The following is a 14,850-nucleotide window of genomic DNA, read 5'->3' as shown; positions in this document are numbered from 1 at the left end:
GCATCAAGGCGATGAACATTTCCGAAGTCTTCATTCGCCGCCCCGTTGCAACGATCCTCCTTGTCATTGGCGGATTGATCGGCGGCGTTGCGGCTTATCTCCAGCTTCCTGTTGCGGCTCTGCCGGAAGCGGATTTTCCGACTATCAACGTGTCCGCCCAGCTGGCAGGTGCCTCGCCCGACACGATGGCGTCGTCTGTCGCAACCCCGCTCATCAAGCAGTTTGAGACGATTGCGGGTATTGATACGATCAGCGCCACCTCGTCGCTCGGCAATACGTCGATCACGCTGCAGTTCAACCTATCGCGCGATATCGACGCGGCAGCGGCAGACGTTCAGGCTGCAATTACCCGCGCCCAGCGTCAGTTGCCCGACAACCTGACCACCCCGCCCAGCTATCGCAAGGCCAATCCCGCCGATGCGCCGGTTATCATTCTGGCGCTGACAGGCGACGGCGCGCGTCTGACGCAGATGGACGACATTGCGCAGAACATCATATCGCCAGCGCTTTCCACCATTTCGGGTGTTGCCCAGGCGCAGGTCTATGGCTCCAAAACCTACGCCGTTCGCGTCGAGGTCGATCCCGACAAGTTAGACAGCCGCAATCTGTCCTTGTTCGGCCTCGGCAATACCATCGCCGCAGCGAACAGCCAGACACCTGTCGGCACCTTGCAGAACGGGTCGCAGGCTTTGACCGTCAATGCCAAGACCCAGCGCACCAATGCCGATGAGTTCAAAACCCTCATCATCTCCGGCAGCGGCAATCGCGTAGTGCGGCTATCAGATGTCGCGACAGTTCTCGACAGCGTGGAGAACGTCAATCAGGGCAGCTGGCTCGACGGCAAACAGTCCATTGCGCTTGCCGTGCAACGACAGCCGGGCTCGAACACAGTTGCCGTTGTCGACGCGATCAAGGCCAAGCTGCCGGAGATCGAATCCGCCCTGCCCGCACAGATGCACATCTCTGTCGTGAACGACGTGTCTCGTTCGATTCGCGATGCGGTGGCCGATGTTCAAAAGACGCTGGGCATCACGATTGCGCTTGTCGTGCTCGTCATCTTTCTCTTCCTCGGCCAGTTCTGGGCAACCATGATCCCCGGCCTCGCCGTACCGCTTTCACTGGTCGCAACATTCGCGGCTATGTACGCCTGCGGTTTCTCCATCGACAATATCTCGCTGCTGGCGCTGACGCTGGCGGTTGGTCTCGTGGTGGACGACGCCATCGTGATGCTCGAAAACATTGTGCGCTATACCGAACAAGGGATGCCGCCGTTTGAAGCTGCCATCAAGGGCAGTCAGGAAGTGACCGGAACGATCATCTCCATGTCGCTGTCGCTGGTCGCGGTTTTCCTGCCCATTCTTCTGATGGGCGGCATTGTCGGACGCGTGCTGAACGAATTCGGCATGGTGGTGACACTGGCCATCCTTTCTTCGGCTCTCGTCTCACTAACCGTGACGCCAATGCTGGCCGCGCGCCTCCCGCATAAGGAAATCAAACCCAGCAGGATCGCCCTCCTGTTTGATCGGGTGACCGAAAGCTATGGGCGCGCTGTCGGCTGGTGTCTCAAACATCGCGCGATAGTGCTGCTCGCCTTCGGCCTGAGCTTCCTCGGCTCGGTCTGGTCATTCATGACCCTGCCCCGCAGCTTTTTCCCGCAGGAGGATATTGGCATCCTCACCATTTCAACGCAGGCGCGACAGGATATTTCCTATCAAGCGATGCGAGACCTGCAACAACAGGCGGCGTCTATCGTATCCGGCAATCCTGCCGTGGAGCATGTCACAGCTTCGCTGGGCAGCGGGCCTGGCGGATCGACCTTCAACACAGGTTCGCTTCTGGTGCAGCTCAAGGGGCGTGATCAGCGGCCGCCACTGGAGCAGACGTTGAGTGCATTGCGCAAATCGCTGGCCGCTCTTCCCGGTATCACCGCCTATATAACGCCGGTGCAGAATCTGCGGTTCGGCGGACGCAGCACGCAGAGTCAATATCAGATCGTTCTTCAGTCGCTGGATGCGGATGAAGCCCGGTCCTGGTCGGCAAAGCTGGCCGATGCCATGAAGGCCGAGCCGCAAACCTTTGTCGATGTCGCATCTGACCTTCAGAACAATGCTCTGCAAGCCAGTATCGAGATCGACAATGACAAGGCCGGAAGCCTCGGCATCTCTTCGGACGCGATCCGCAACACGCTGGAAGCAGCCTATGGCACGCTGACCGTTTCGCAAATACAGACCACCGGCAACAGCTACGACGTCATTCTGGAACTCGACCAAAGCCGCCAGTGGGATGAAACGCAGCTCGGTGCGCTGCGCGTTCCATCATCGTCAGGTACCCTCGTTCCAATGGCAAGTTTTGCCACCATCACGCGAACCAACGGGCCTGTGACCGTCAACCAGTCCGGACAGCTCGCATCGGTTACGCTGTCGTTCAATCTGCCCGCAGGGGTGTCGCTTGGCACGGCCACGGACCGGGTGACAGCCCTGCGCACCGCAATCGGAATGCCAGCATCCGTATCGGCGCAGCCATCGGGCGCAGCGCAGATCTTCGCCCAATCAACCGGCAATATGGGACTTCTGATCCTCGCTGCCGTCGCGACCATCTATATTGTGCTCGGCGTTCTCTATGAAAGCTTCGCGCACCCGCTGACCATTCTGTCGGGCTTGCCGTCAGCCGCCTTCGGCGCGCTGATCACGCTCCAGCTTTTCGGCTTCGATCTGTCGATTATTGCACTGATCGGCTTGCTGATGCTGATCGGCATCGTCAAGAAAAATGCAATCATGATGGTCGACGTCGCGCTGTTTTTGAAACGTGATGAAAATCATCCGGCAGAAGAGGCCATCCATCAAGCTGCCATTCGCCGATTCCGGCCGATCATGATGACGACATTCTGCGCACTTCTGGCAGCAGTTCCAGTAGCGCTTGGAAGCGGTCAAGGGTCCGAACTGCGCCAGCCCCTCGGCGTTGCAGTGGTAGGCGGTCTTCTGCTCAGTCAGGTTCTCACACTGTTTATCACGCCGGTGATCTTCGTCGAGATTGACCGCCTGGCCAGCGCTCGCTGGTTCCGCAGGCGCAAAGTCGAGCCTCATACGGCTTGATCGTCAATAAAAAAGCCTCCCGCGTGGACATTCACCCACGCGGGAGGCTTTGTTTTGTCTGGTAATTTTATTTGGCCAGAACAGAAATATCCTGCGAGGCCTTGATCTCGTCAGCAGATGCACAAAAGCCTGCTTTACCGTTGTCATCACTGCCTTCGGCCAAAAACAGACCGAAACGCGCGCCGAACGCTACAAGAACGGCTGCCTCGCGCAGGTCGGCCTGCTCGTCGCTGAGGTCTTTATCGGCATGGTTGATGACGTCTTCGATTTTCCTGCGGAACGATTCATGGTCAAGCTCATGACCTTCGCAGATTCTCACGATGGCCGCCTGATAGGCGAGGTTGTTCAAGCTTGCAAATTGCTGCGATGACAGAAACTCGCCCTCACCTTTCGCCAATGCGTCCCACGCCGCATGAAGGCGGTTATTGGAAGCATCTTCCGCAAAAGCCACTTTCGGAAAGGCTGCAAGCAGAGCTGCGCCCAGTAAAAGATGATGAAACTTCATAATATGTCCTAATTGCCGAACTGGGTATGGGTCGTGATGCCTGCGTAATGCCCGTTTGGAAGGTAACAGGCCCGCTGTGCCGGATAGCAGGTGTTGCCATTGCTCAAGCGATAAGGGGGCGGAGGCGCATAGTAAGGTTGCGGCGGCGCGTAAACGTCAGAGTGGCGGTTGCTGCCATTGTCTGCGACTGCTGCAGCAATTGCCAGGCCGAGAATACCAGCGGCAACGGCCGCACCCGCATGGTCGTGATGGTGATGAAAATCATGATCATGGCCAAAGGGGGGGAAATCATGGTCATGATGTCCCCAGTGGTCATGATGCCAGTCATGACCGAACGCGACCTGCACCGGCGAGGCAAGTGCCAGCGCCACCATGCAAGAGAGCAACAGCTTTGTTCGCTTTATGATCATTATCGATCCTTTCTGATAAAGCGGTTCATTGCGATATGAGAGGGCGATTTCATTCCAGCCGAACCGTTCAAAATGCTGATTGGCCCATGTTCGACAGGCGACGACGGCGTCTGAAGCTGCCGATCAGATCGTATTTTTTGCAGGGGATAATTTCGATGACGGATTGACCTGATACGACTTCGTCTGTCGCAAACAGAACGAAATTTCGACAATCCTGAATTGTAACCACTGTATAATTCTACCCCTATCACCGACCATTTTCTTTAAACATAAGAAATATTTGATCCTAGAGCCCAATTTTTTTCCCGTTCACATCTCGTCAGGATGAATCTATTAGGAAAATCTGCTCTGTATCTCACGTGATATATCAAAATACAGATGCTTATTTCGACGTTTTATCAAATTATGACAATAAAGATCCCGAATACATAGAAATAGCCTGCGTGTTTCAGCATGCAATACATTCGAATCCCCAATATAGAACAAATTTGTCCCATATTGCGTTTAGAGGGACAAATTTGATAGATTCGATTTCAACTAGGGAGTAATACGACACGGTTTGATGCCTGACGATTGCATGGGAGTGTCCGCATGCCGCGTTATCGGCTGATAGCTGTCGGGGGTGGGGCACATGAAGAGCGGCCATTATATATCGGCAGATATGGTCGACGAGAAAAACCGCAATGATTTCTGGCGGGATACGTCGTCTATCATTTATGAGGTTTCACCTACCCTTGAACGCGGCGAAAAGGTCATGAGCGGTTCTGTCCGCTCACGCCTGTTTGGCGACATGGTTGTCGGCAACACCACATTCAGCAATCAGTTTTGTGATCGGACGCCGAAAATTATCGCGAGAACGGACCTCGACCTTTATCTCATTCAACTCGTGCTGGCAGGCGATTATCGTGGGGACTTCAACGGCAGAAATGTTGATGTGAAACCCGGCGATATATTCCTTATGGATCTGACACAGGTGATGGCCAGCAAGAAGGATGCTGGCGCGCGCGTAACGCTCGCTCTTCCACGTAAGGAGCTCAACAAGGCTTTCCCAGGCAAAAACCTGCACGGTCTGGTGCTTCCCTCCAACGTCGCAACGAATAAAATCCTGTTCAATTTCATTCTCACGCTCGACCGCATCATCGATACGATCGACCAGAATGATTATCCTGAAATTCAGGAATCCCTGATGGTTCTGCTGAAAGCAGCCATCAACCGGCAGGCTTTCACATTGGAAGAATATCTGGCGGTCAGCCTGCCGCTGCGCCAACGCGTGCTCGACCATATCGACGCAAATCTGGCCGATCCGAACCTGTCGCCAAAGAGCATTATGCAGCAGTTCAAGCTGTCGCATTCGCATCTTTATCGCGCATTTGAACCTGACAGCGGTGTCACCAAGCTAATTCGTAACAAGCGGCTTGATCTTGCCTATCGACGCCTGATCAATGACGGCGGGCGACGGCTTAGCATGAAGGAAGTCGCTTATGCCTGCGGCTTCTCCGATCGCGCCCAGTTCACCAAATTCTTCAAGGAGCGGTTCGGCATCGCGCCGCAGGACCTCAAGGGCTTCCCAAAATCGGCGGATCACAACCCGGCGACATCCTTCACGCTGCATACTTACGTTTCCGAACGCATTCAGCAGCGTCAGCCGGAAGAGCAATCCTGATTGATCTGCAATGACTGGCGCTTATGCGCCAGTCAGAAGCTTCCATGCGATTGCCCACATCACAAAAGCGATAGCGCCCTCCAGTACGCGCCAGGACGACGGTCTGGCAAAGACCGGACGCAACCAGCGCGCACCAAATCCCAGCGAAAAGAAAAAGACGAACGAAGCGGTAATCGCTCCCAAAGCAAATGCGTTTTCGAGACCCGGAAACTGGGTGGATATCGTGCCCAGCAGCACAACCGTATCCAGATAGACATGCGGATTGAGCCAGGTGAGAGCGAGGCAGGTGGCGATGGTCTTCCACAAGCCGGTTGCATTTCCATTGCCGGATGAAAGCGCGGCAGAAGATGTGATCGCCGAATAGAGGCTCCGTGCGCCATACCAAATCAGGAAGGCAGCGCCGCCATAACGCATGATCGGATCGATGGCGGGCAGCGCCGCCGCAATCTTCTGGAAACTGGTTATTCCAAGCGTGATCAGCACCGCGTCCGACACAGCGCAGACAAGACTGACCGCGAAAACATGCTCGTCGCGCAGCCCTTGACGCAAAACGAAGGCGTTCTGCGCGCCGATAGCTACAATAAGGCTGAGGCCCATGGTCAGGCCCGTCAGATAAACGGAAAAATTCATTTCGGCTCGCTACGAAAGCATGGCTCAGGCCTGCTGAACGCCACGCAATATGGAATGATCGGTAGCGCTTGGATATATGCCTGATCTGGATTAGTATAGTTAAAGATACTAATTCAAATTAAGACAGGCTAATGATCGATTATTCCGCGCTGCGCGCCGTCGCCATGGTGGTACAAACAGGCAGTTTCGAGAAAGCGGCCCGGGCCCTGAATGTCACGCCATCGGCGATATCGCAGCGAGTGAAACATCTGGAAGAGCGGCTCGGCACAGTGCTCATCTCGCGCGGCACGCCTTGCACTGCGACAGAAAAAGGCGATTGGCTTTGCCGTCACATCGAACAGGTGGGTATGCTGGAGCGCGAATTGCTTGAAGAACTGCCAGCCCTTGCCGGGGCAGATGATCTCAAGCAACGCGTCACACTAAACATCGCAACCAATGCGGACAGTCTCGGCACCTGGTTTCTGAAGGCTATCTCCGCCTTCACCAAAGGATCCGATCATCTGCTCAATGTCGCCGTGGACGATCAGGACCACACCGCCGAATGGCTTCAGCGCGGGCGCGTTTTGGCTGCGGTGACCTCCCATGCGAAGCTGGTTCAAGGGTGCCGGATCGTTCCGCTCGGCACGCTGCGATACCACGCGACAGCATCGCCGGATTTCATGCGACGATATTTCAAGAACGGCGTGACAAGCGAAGCACTTGCCTTCGCGCCTGCCCTCACCTTCAACCAGAAAGATCGGCTACAGGATCGCTGGATCAAGGAAAAGCTGAAGGCGGATGTCAATTGTCCGACCCACTGGCTGCCATCCACCCAAGGATTTGTCGAAGCGGGTCTGGATGGTATGGGCTGGGGCGTGAACCCCATCGTGCTGGTGAAGGATCACCTCGCGTCGGGCAGGCTGGTCGAGCTTGTTCCCGACACGCCGCTGGACGTACCGCTCTATTGGCAGGTCAATCGCCTCGCGGCAGATCGGCTCACAGGTTTGACGCAACAGGTTGTTGCGACAGCGCGGCGCGAACTCATTCAGAACGTCGCCTGATCAGTCATTTAAACACCCGCGCTTCGATCACCATCAGTTTTATTGAACGTGAGCGAAGATTGAGCGAATGCTATTATATGAAAATCTTGGCTCTCATCGCGGCTGCGGCCGTACTTCTGCTTCTCGGCTGCTACTTGCAGACGCACTTTGCCGTGCCGTGATGAAGACGTGAGCCAAATGGAAAAGGCAGGATCAATGATCCTGCCCCGTTTGCGCAACGCCTGCCGCCTCCTCGCACACCCTGACATGCTCAGCCAGAGCTTCGAGAGGTAGAAAGGCGCTTACCGTACAGATATCGCGCTTCTGAAACTTTGGCAGTTCCTGAAGCTCTTTCAGACGGATAAGAAGTGTGCCGCGGTTCATGGAAATATCCCTCCATTATCGCCCCCGCACGTTGTATTGAGGCACTTCCAGACACGATTTGCCGGAAATGCTTTGAAGATCAGGCTGCCCGCACCTTGTTCTTCAAGGGCAGTTCGATATCGACTTCCAGTGTCGACATCTGATCTCCCCGATCCATCTTCACGCTGACCTTGTCGCGATCGATCTGGATATGTTTGGCGATCACCGCCAGAATTTCTTCCCTCAGCACCGCCACAAGATCGGAATGTCCCTCGGACGCTCGCTCATGCGCCAGCAGAACTTGCAAACGTTCGCGCGCCATGGGCGCGGAAGCCTGCTTGGTGAAGAATCGAAATAGGCTCATGCCGCTCTCCTTCCGAAAATTTTGCCCAGAAGGCTGCGCTTTTCGGATGGGACAGTCATCGGCACTTCTTCGCCCGCCAGACGGCGTGCTGCATCCAGATAGGCCAGAGCCGGCGCACTGCGCTGGTCGGCAAGCGTCACTGGAGAGCCGATATTGGATGCGCGCAGCACATCCTGGCTTTCAGGGATGATGCCCAGAAGCGGGATAGACAGGATTTCAAGAACGTCTTCGACTTTCAGCATGTCGCCACGTTCGGCACGGATCGGGTCGTAACGGGTCAGCAGAAGATGCTTTTCTACCCGTTCGCCGCGTTCGGCCTTGAGAGTCTTGGCGTCGAGAAGGCCGATGATGCGGTCGGAATCGCGCACCGACGACACTTCCGGATTGGTCACCACAACGGCCATATCGGCATGGCGCATGGCGAGAGTCGCGCCGCGCTCGATGCCAGCCGGGCTGTCGCAGATGATCCAGTCGAATTCCTTCTTGAGGTCTTCGATCACGCGGTCAACGCCGTCGGTCGTGAGATTATCCTTGTCGCGGGTCTGGGAGGCAGGCAGCAGATACAGGGTATCGAGACGCTTATCGCGAATGAGCGCCTGAGGCAGCTTCGCATCGCCCTGAATTACATTCACCAGATCGAACACCACGCGGCGTTCGGCGCCCATCACCAGATCGAGATTACGCAAACCGACATCGAAGTCGATAACGACAGTCTTTTCGCCGCGCTGCGCAAGAGCGGCGCCGATGGCTGCAGTGGATGTCGTTTTGCCAACGCCACCCTTGCCGGAAGTTACAACAATTACTTTTGCCATATTGGTCTCCTGTAGCTCCCGCACGCCTTATGAGAGTATTGCCCGCCCAACCGGGCATGATTTCTTTTCAACAAATCGATCAGCCGAGCGTTTCGGCCATCATATAATCGCCATCGAGCCAGAGCTGCACCGCCTGCCCGCGCAATCTGGCCTCCATGTCTTCAGCCGTCTTGTAGAGGCCGTCGATCGCAACGAGTTCGGCTTCCATCTTGCGGCAGAAAATGCGCGCATTGGAATTGCCCGCCGTCCCGGCCATCGCACGACCGCGCAGCGCGCCATAGACGTGGATGGAACCGCCCGCGACCACTTCAGCACCGGAAGCCACAGAACCCACCACGGTGACATCGCCGTCCGGGAAATAGATGGACTGGCCAGAGCGCACAGGCTCCGTCACCACCATCGAAGGCACGGCCTTGACCAGCTGCACATTGGCAGGCGCTGCTGCCGCAACCGGTTTTGAAGGCGCTGCAGGCTCGCTCACCTCGGGATTGAAATCCGCAGCCACCTGCCCGCCACGCAAAGCTGGCGGCATGCCAGGCCCGAGAAGCGAAGGACGCGCATTTTCAAAACCCGTGATCCAGACACCGCGACCTGCAAGATCTTCCAGTAGCTGAACCAGCTGCATCCGTTCGATAACCAGATTCTCAAGATCAAGCACGACCGGGCGATTCAGAAAGAACCCCGCCGAACGCGCGGCAAGATCGTCCAGCCTGTCGAGCCAGCCATCCAGCGGCAATTCAGGCGAGAGCACCAGCGCAAGAAAGGAGCGCCCTTTCAAACGGATCGGACGGGATTGTGTTAGCACTTGATTCATCTTGGTTAAAAAACGGTTTACTCGATCTATATGCGGAATGGTTAACAGATGGTTAATTTTTGGCTGGCGTCCTGCCCATGCGCACCCGCCAACGAAGCGAAGACGCGCAAGCATGAAGCCGGACCCGATGCTGCATGCATTCAGAGCAGTGACGCGCTTTACGCACCAATCGACTCAACTGCCTCGAACGTAGCTGAAGAATAGGGCCTCAGCCGGTCTATTCGGCGTCTTCCACAGAAGAAAGCGCTTCAGATTTACGATTAAATCCCAATCAAATCTGACGCTGCGTTAAGTCTTAAAACGTGACTGTGATTTTTATCCGAAACGACGGCGACACATGCCGGAAGGCCAAAGTCACTGAACGAAGTCGACTGATTCCGGTAGCTTTGCTGGGTAGCTTTTTCGGGGGAGAATGAGTGGTTCCTAAACAAGGAACCGCCTCGCGTTTGGGCGGGGGGCTTAGGGGCGCGAGGCGGGCGAGCTCTCAGGAGTGCACGCTGGGAAAAAATGGCGGGTAAAGACCGATTCTAAAACCAACAAAGGGTTCCAGCTTGAAAGATTGCGTGATCAAAGCAGATAATTCACCCAATTAATTGGGGTGCCTTTCTGGCTAAATATCCGAGATCACAGGGGTTTTTTGAAACCGGGACTCGGCGGCACTTTTTTAAAGGCCCATCTAAAATTCGCTCGCGCAGGCAAATCTCAGGCGAGGAATCCGAAAGTTGATTCCTTTGATTAAGCAGAATGCACATAACCACACCTGTTCCAAAATGGAAATGGCAATTAAAGAAAAGAGTGTAGCCGCAACCTAAATCCACAACCGGTTGAGCCATACATGGCAGCGGTTGATTAGCCAGCCCTCGCAATAATTAGGTAGTCTATAAATTATATCAAATATTAGACGGCAGTTTCGCTGCACTGTCAGCCGCGATCTCTACTTGAACTTGCCGCAACTTAGTCGAAGCAAAGCGAGCCTCGCCCGAGACATCGGCCACCTGCTCAATTAGCTTCATAGATTTCAGTATTTTCTGAAATTTATAGAGTTTTGTTGAGGGCTTGCTTTTAGAAACTCCCTCATTATTGTGTGCTCCACTTGGAGGAGGGAGTGACCGCCCCAGCGCGCTAGACCGCTGCGGGGCGGTTTCTTTTTTAGGGCCTGAATCAAAAAGCGGCAGGCCGCGGCGAAAATGGTGATTTCGAGAACCGGAGCGGAGCGTACATTTGGGTACGTGAGCCTAGGTAAGCGCAGAAATGGCTATTTGCAGACCGGCATGGCGACTTTTGGATCAGGCACTTAGCCCTTTAAAAAATGCATAGCTGCCCTGCAGGATGTCCCCTTGTAAACACCTGACTCCGCTCCTATTTTCACATTGTTCGGTTTCGCTCCTCCTCCCAGAAACCGGACACGAAGCGCGATACTCCTCCTCCCAATCGCGCTTTACCAATCAGCCCGTTGCGCACTCCTCCTCCCAGCGCGACGGGCTTTTTCGTATCTCCAGACATAGCTAAAACAGTCGTAGCTTGCGCATATGGAAGGCTTCGGCATAGGTTTCCGGCGCGCGACATTCCATCCCGCGCAATCGCGCGAGACCACGAAATGTCTCGGGATCGAACCAGTCTTTCGAGCGCTGCGTGCCGAAATGCTTCATCAGAAGCTCGACCTTGTGCTCCATGATCGCAGCTGAAAGTGCCGAATAGGCATTGGGCTGACCAAGATCGCCATCCCATTTCGGTATTTCATATTCGAGGATCAGCTGGTCCCGGAAGAGATTCCAAGTCAGCTCGTTGAGCGTGCGATGATCCTGATGTGCATCGCCTTGGCGATGGGTAAACACGATATCCGGCGTCTGGCGACTGCGCTGTTCGAGCAGCCATGCCTTGATCTCACGCATCTGCGCCGGAAAATAGCTATCTTCAAACAATGCAAGACGGATGCCCGGGCTTTCTGTGCCACGCAGAAAATCGCGCGCCGAAGCCTCCGCCTCGGCGCGCCGTTCTTCACTACCCGACAGCACACACCATTCGATGTGCATCGGCGTTCCTGCTTCGATGAGGCTGAGGAGCGTTCCCCCGCAGCCGATTTCGATATCGTCCGAATGCGCACCCAGACACAGAACCTGAAGCGGCCTGCCCGGATTGGCGAGAGAACGCAGGTCGATCATAGCGCTATGGCTATGTTGGCAGCGCGCTGCTCCGCCTTGTGCTTCTTCCAGGGCATATCGCCCTTCTCCACCATGTCTTCCAGCGTCTGCCAGTCGCGCAGCGTATCCATCGACCGCCAGAAGCCTTCATACTTATAAGCCATCAGCTGATTGTCGGCGATGAGACGGCTGAACGGTTCCAGCACCAGCTCTTCACCCTCCCGCATGTAATCAAAGATTTCCTTGCGGAAGAGGAAATAGCCGCCATTGATCCAGATATCGGAAGTGTTCGACGTCCGGAAAGCCCGCACGTCCCCGCCCTCGGCGATATCCGCCAGATGATAGGTCAGCGGCGGGCGTACAGCGAGGAAGCAGGCTATCTTGCCGCTCGCCTCAAAACGCCGCGTCATGTCGTCAAGATCGACGTCACTCAGACCGTCGCTGTAATTGGCCAGAAACATGTCCTCATTCTGGACATGGCTGCGCGCACTCCACAGGCGTTCGCCGATATTGCGCCAGATACCGGTGTCGAGCAGCGTCACGCTCCAGTCGCGATCCACCTCTTCCAGTAGTTCGACATTGCGCCCGCCATTGGAGACCACGCAATCCGCGAAAGTCTGCGGGCGGATGGTCAGGAAGAAATCCTTCACGACATTGGCCTTGTAGCCAAGGCATAGCACAAAGTCGTTGTGACCGTAATCACTGTAATATTCCATGACGTGATGCAGGATCGGCTGATGGCCGAGCGGGATCATCGGCTTCGGTACATTTTCCGAATATTCGCGGATTCTGGTTCCAAGACCGCCGCAAAACAGAACGACTTTCATGACTAACGCTCCTCTGTAATCAGAGCTGGATCGATCAATCGGACATGGGGAATGGGGATGATGAATTTCGCACCCCATTCGACCACGTGCTGCATCTGCCGGATGATCTCATCCTTGAAATTCCATGGCAGGATAAGGATGTAGTCCGGCTTGTACTTGTCTATCGCCGATACGTCATAGATCGGGATATGCATGCCGGGCGTATAGCGCCCGTGCTTGTAAGGATTGCGATCTACGGTGAAATCCAGAAAATCCGTGCCGATACCGCAATAGTTGAGAAGCGTATTGCCCTTGCCCGGTGCACCGTAACCGCAAATGCTCTTGCCGGAATTCTTGGCTGCGATCAGGAAGGACAGGAGGTCGCGCTTGGCATGGCGCGTCTTCTCCGCAAATTGCTCATAGGTCGAGATATCGTTGAGGCCGAAGCTCTCTTCCTTCTTGAGAAGTGCCGCCACCCGGGGCGACGCCTTCCGCTTGCTTCCCGTGCGCGCCAGATAGACCCGCAGCGATCCGCCATGGGTCGGCACTTCCTCGACATCAATGATCTTGAGGTGGTGTCTGTGCGCCATGAAGCGAATTGTCAGCAGCGAAAAATACGAGAAATGCTCGTGATAGATCGTATCGAACTGGTTGAACTCGATCAGATTGGCAAGATGCGGGAACTCTAGCGTAATCACGCCTTCCGGCTTGAGCAGAAGCTGCATGCCTCGCACAAAGTCGTTCAGATCAGGCACTTGCGCCAGAACATTGTTACCGATGATGAGATCGGCGCTTTGACCAGCACCGAGCATTTCCAGCGCCAGTTGTGCGCCGAAGAAGTCGACCCGGGTCGGCACGCCCTTGGCAATTGCCGTCTGCGCCACATTGGCGGCAGGTTCTATGCCCAGAACCGGAATGCCTTTCGGCAGGAAATGCTGAAGCAGATAGCCGTCATTGCTGGCGACCTCGACGACGAAACTGTTTTCATCCAGCTCCAGCCGTTCGGTGATCGCGTCGCAATAAACTCTGGCGTGATCCACCCAGCTGGTCGCGAAGGACGAGAAATAGGCATATTCCGTGAAAATCTCGGCAGGCGAAAAATACTCTTTCAGCTGCACGAGATAACAATGATCGCAGACCAGCGCATAGAGCGGATAATAAGGCTCCATGCGGTCTAGCTGATCGGCGGCAACGAAGCTTTCGCAGGGCGGCGACATGCCCAGATCCACAAATGTGTGTTTGAGCAATTTACCGCACAGGCGACAGCCGGTCCGCTCTTGCATCATGCTTTTGCTCCGCGAAATATCCGGTGTCTGGATGGTCATACACACCCCCTCGGCTCTGGCCCTTACAATGGCCACGAATACACTGGTCCCAAAACTGATATCGACTTGGCTGCTTTGAGCAGGCACCGTCGCGGCCAGATACGCGCGCCGCACCGGATGAACCAAACTACTAAGCGGTCTAAAGATTGCCGAGACTGCCATCTGGAGCGCGACGCACATACCATTGGGCGCAGCCATCGCCGTAGGGATATTGCCAATCCTCACCCACCTTGCGTCATAGGGCGAGCAAGGGTGTAGGCGGCTCACCTATCGGGAGGAGACATCTACCCCGGAAGGTGAAGATCGTCCCTCGAAGAAGGCTCTACCGGGCCCAGACCGCGCTGTCAGAATGACGGCAGGCGGAAACGGGGCAAATAGATGCGGTTTACTTCTTTAAACATCGATGGCGCATGGTCTATCGAACCAGAACGGATGGAGGATGAGCGCGGCTGGTTTGCGCGCGTTTATTCCGAAGCGGCATTTGCCGAACGGCAGATGGAAACGTACTATCCGCAGCACAGTCTTTCCTTCTCGCGGGAGAAAGGAACCCTGCGCGGTTTGCACTACCAAAACGACCCGCATTCAGAAACGAAACTGGTGACCTGCCTGCAAGGCACGGTCTGGGATGTATTGGTCGATATACGCCCCAAATCCCCCACCTATATGCGCTGGGTTGGTCTGGAGCTTTCGGCGGAGAACGGCGTGCAGCTTTATATCCCTGAAGGCTGCGCTCATGGATTTCAGGCGCTTACCGATAATGTCCTCATCCGTTACATGATCTCGCATCCCTACACGCCGGACCATGCGACAGGCCTGCGCTATGACGATCCGGCGCTCGGCATACCATGGCCGAACCAGCCCAGTGTCATTTCGGACAAGGATCGCTCCTGGCCCTTAATCTAGGGC

The 14,850-nt window shown here is 55.4% G+C and carries 14 protein-coding genes; 4 read left to right on the top strand and 10 right to left on the bottom strand.

Annotated features, from left to right (window positions below; genetic code table 11):
* Window positions 1–11 precede the first annotated feature (11 nt).
* The gene (locus QBD01_RS09830) at window positions 12–3,092 is read left to right on the top strand and encodes an efflux RND transporter permease subunit (protein ID WP_280992632.1); all 3,081 of its coding nucleotides are present in this window, start codon (window positions 12–14) and stop codon (window positions 3,090–3,092) included.
* 67 nt (window positions 3,093–3,159) lie between these two features.
* On the opposite strand, the gene QBD01_RS09825 is transcribed toward QBD01_RS09830, so the two are convergent.
* Both QBD01_RS09825 and QBD01_RS09820 read right to left on the bottom strand, forming a co-directional pair.
* Entirely contained in the window at window positions 3,160–3,597 is a 438-nt protein-coding gene (locus tag QBD01_RS09825; RefSeq protein ID WP_280992631.1) for a hypothetical protein, read from the bottom strand.
* Window positions 3,598–3,605: 8 nt separating this feature from the next.
* A complete protein-coding gene (locus QBD01_RS09820; protein WP_280992630.1) occupies window positions 3,606–4,007 on the bottom strand; it encodes a hypothetical protein in 402 nt (133 codons plus the stop codon).
* 631 nt (window positions 4,008–4,638) lie between these two features.
* On the opposite strand from QBD01_RS09820, the gene QBD01_RS09815 reads away from it, so the two are divergent.
* A complete protein-coding gene (locus QBD01_RS09815; protein WP_280992629.1) occupies window positions 4,639–5,670 on the top strand; it encodes a helix-turn-helix domain-containing protein in 1,032 nt (343 codons plus the stop codon).
* A 21-nt stretch (window positions 5,671–5,691) separates the two neighbouring features.
* Here the strand turns inward: QBD01_RS09815 and QBD01_RS09810 are convergent, their stop codons facing one another.
* Window positions 5,692–6,300, bottom strand: coding sequence for a LysE/ArgO family amino acid transporter (locus tag QBD01_RS09810; RefSeq protein ID WP_280992628.1), 609 nt, complete (start codon window positions 6,298–6,300; stop codon window positions 5,692–5,694).
* A gap of 131 nt (window positions 6,301–6,431) precedes the next feature.
* Between QBD01_RS09810 and QBD01_RS09805 the strand changes: the two genes are divergently transcribed.
* The gene (locus QBD01_RS09805; protein WP_280992627.1) at window positions 6,432–7,340 is read left to right on the top strand and encodes a LysR family transcriptional regulator ArgP; all 909 of its coding nucleotides are present in this window, start codon (window positions 6,432–6,434) and stop codon (window positions 7,338–7,340) included.
* A gap of 192 nt (window positions 7,341–7,532) precedes the next feature.
* On the opposite strand, the gene QBD01_RS09800 is transcribed toward QBD01_RS09805, so the two are convergent.
* The 7 genes from QBD01_RS09800 to QBD01_RS09770 form a co-directional block, all read right to left on the bottom strand.
* The gene (locus QBD01_RS09800) at window positions 7,533–7,703 is read right to left on the bottom strand and encodes a hypothetical protein (protein ID WP_171058666.1); all 171 of its coding nucleotides are present in this window, start codon (window positions 7,701–7,703) and stop codon (window positions 7,533–7,535) included.
* 79 nt (window positions 7,704–7,782) lie between these two features.
* Window positions 7,783–8,046 (bottom strand): cell division topological specificity factor MinE, encoded by a 264-nt coding sequence (gene minE, locus QBD01_RS09795; RefSeq protein ID WP_280992626.1) that lies wholly within the window; start codon window positions 8,044–8,046, stop codon window positions 7,783–7,785.
* Window positions 8,043–8,858 carry a septum site-determining protein MinD gene (minD, locus tag QBD01_RS09790; RefSeq protein WP_078339194.1) on the bottom strand — a complete coding sequence of 272 codons (816 nt, stop codon included), beginning with the start codon at window positions 8,856–8,858 and terminating at the stop codon, window positions 8,043–8,045. The genes minE and minD overlap by 4 nt, the downstream gene beginning before the upstream one ends.
* A gap of 79 nt (window positions 8,859–8,937) precedes the next feature.
* A complete protein-coding gene (minC, locus tag QBD01_RS09785; protein ID WP_182519663.1) occupies window positions 8,938–9,672 on the bottom strand; it encodes a septum site-determining protein MinC in 735 nt (244 codons plus the stop codon).
* 1,505 nt (window positions 9,673–11,177) lie between these two features.
* Entirely contained in the window at window positions 11,178–11,834 is a 657-nt protein-coding gene (locus QBD01_RS09780; RefSeq protein WP_280992625.1) for a PIG-L family deacetylase, read from the bottom strand.
* Window positions 11,831–12,640 (bottom strand): sugar phosphate nucleotidyltransferase, encoded by an 810-nt coding sequence (locus tag QBD01_RS09775; protein WP_280992624.1) that lies wholly within the window; start codon window positions 12,638–12,640, stop codon window positions 11,831–11,833. Before QBD01_RS09775 ends, QBD01_RS09780 begins: the two co-directional genes overlap by 4 nt.
* A 2-nt stretch (window positions 12,641–12,642) precedes the next feature.
* Window positions 12,643–13,944 carry a class I SAM-dependent methyltransferase gene (locus QBD01_RS09770; RefSeq protein ID WP_280992623.1) on the bottom strand — a complete coding sequence of 434 codons (1,302 nt, stop codon included), beginning with the start codon at window positions 13,942–13,944 and terminating at the stop codon, window positions 12,643–12,645.
* 378 nt (window positions 13,945–14,322) lie between these two features.
* Here QBD01_RS09770 and rfbC point away from each other — a divergent pair, with 378 nt between their 5' ends.
* Complete coding sequence (gene rfbC / locus QBD01_RS09765; protein ID WP_280992622.1) at window positions 14,323–14,847, top strand: dTDP-4-dehydrorhamnose 3,5-epimerase; 525 nt, start codon at window positions 14,323–14,325, stop codon at window positions 14,845–14,847.
* Window positions 14,848–14,850 lie beyond the last annotated feature (3 nt).

This window comes from Ochrobactrum sp. 19YEA23 (assembly GCF_029909865.1).
Classification (GTDB): domain Bacteria; phylum Pseudomonadota; class Alphaproteobacteria; order Rhizobiales; family Rhizobiaceae; genus Brucella; species Brucella gambitense.
This window is presented reverse-complemented; position numbering and strand designations above follow the sequence as displayed.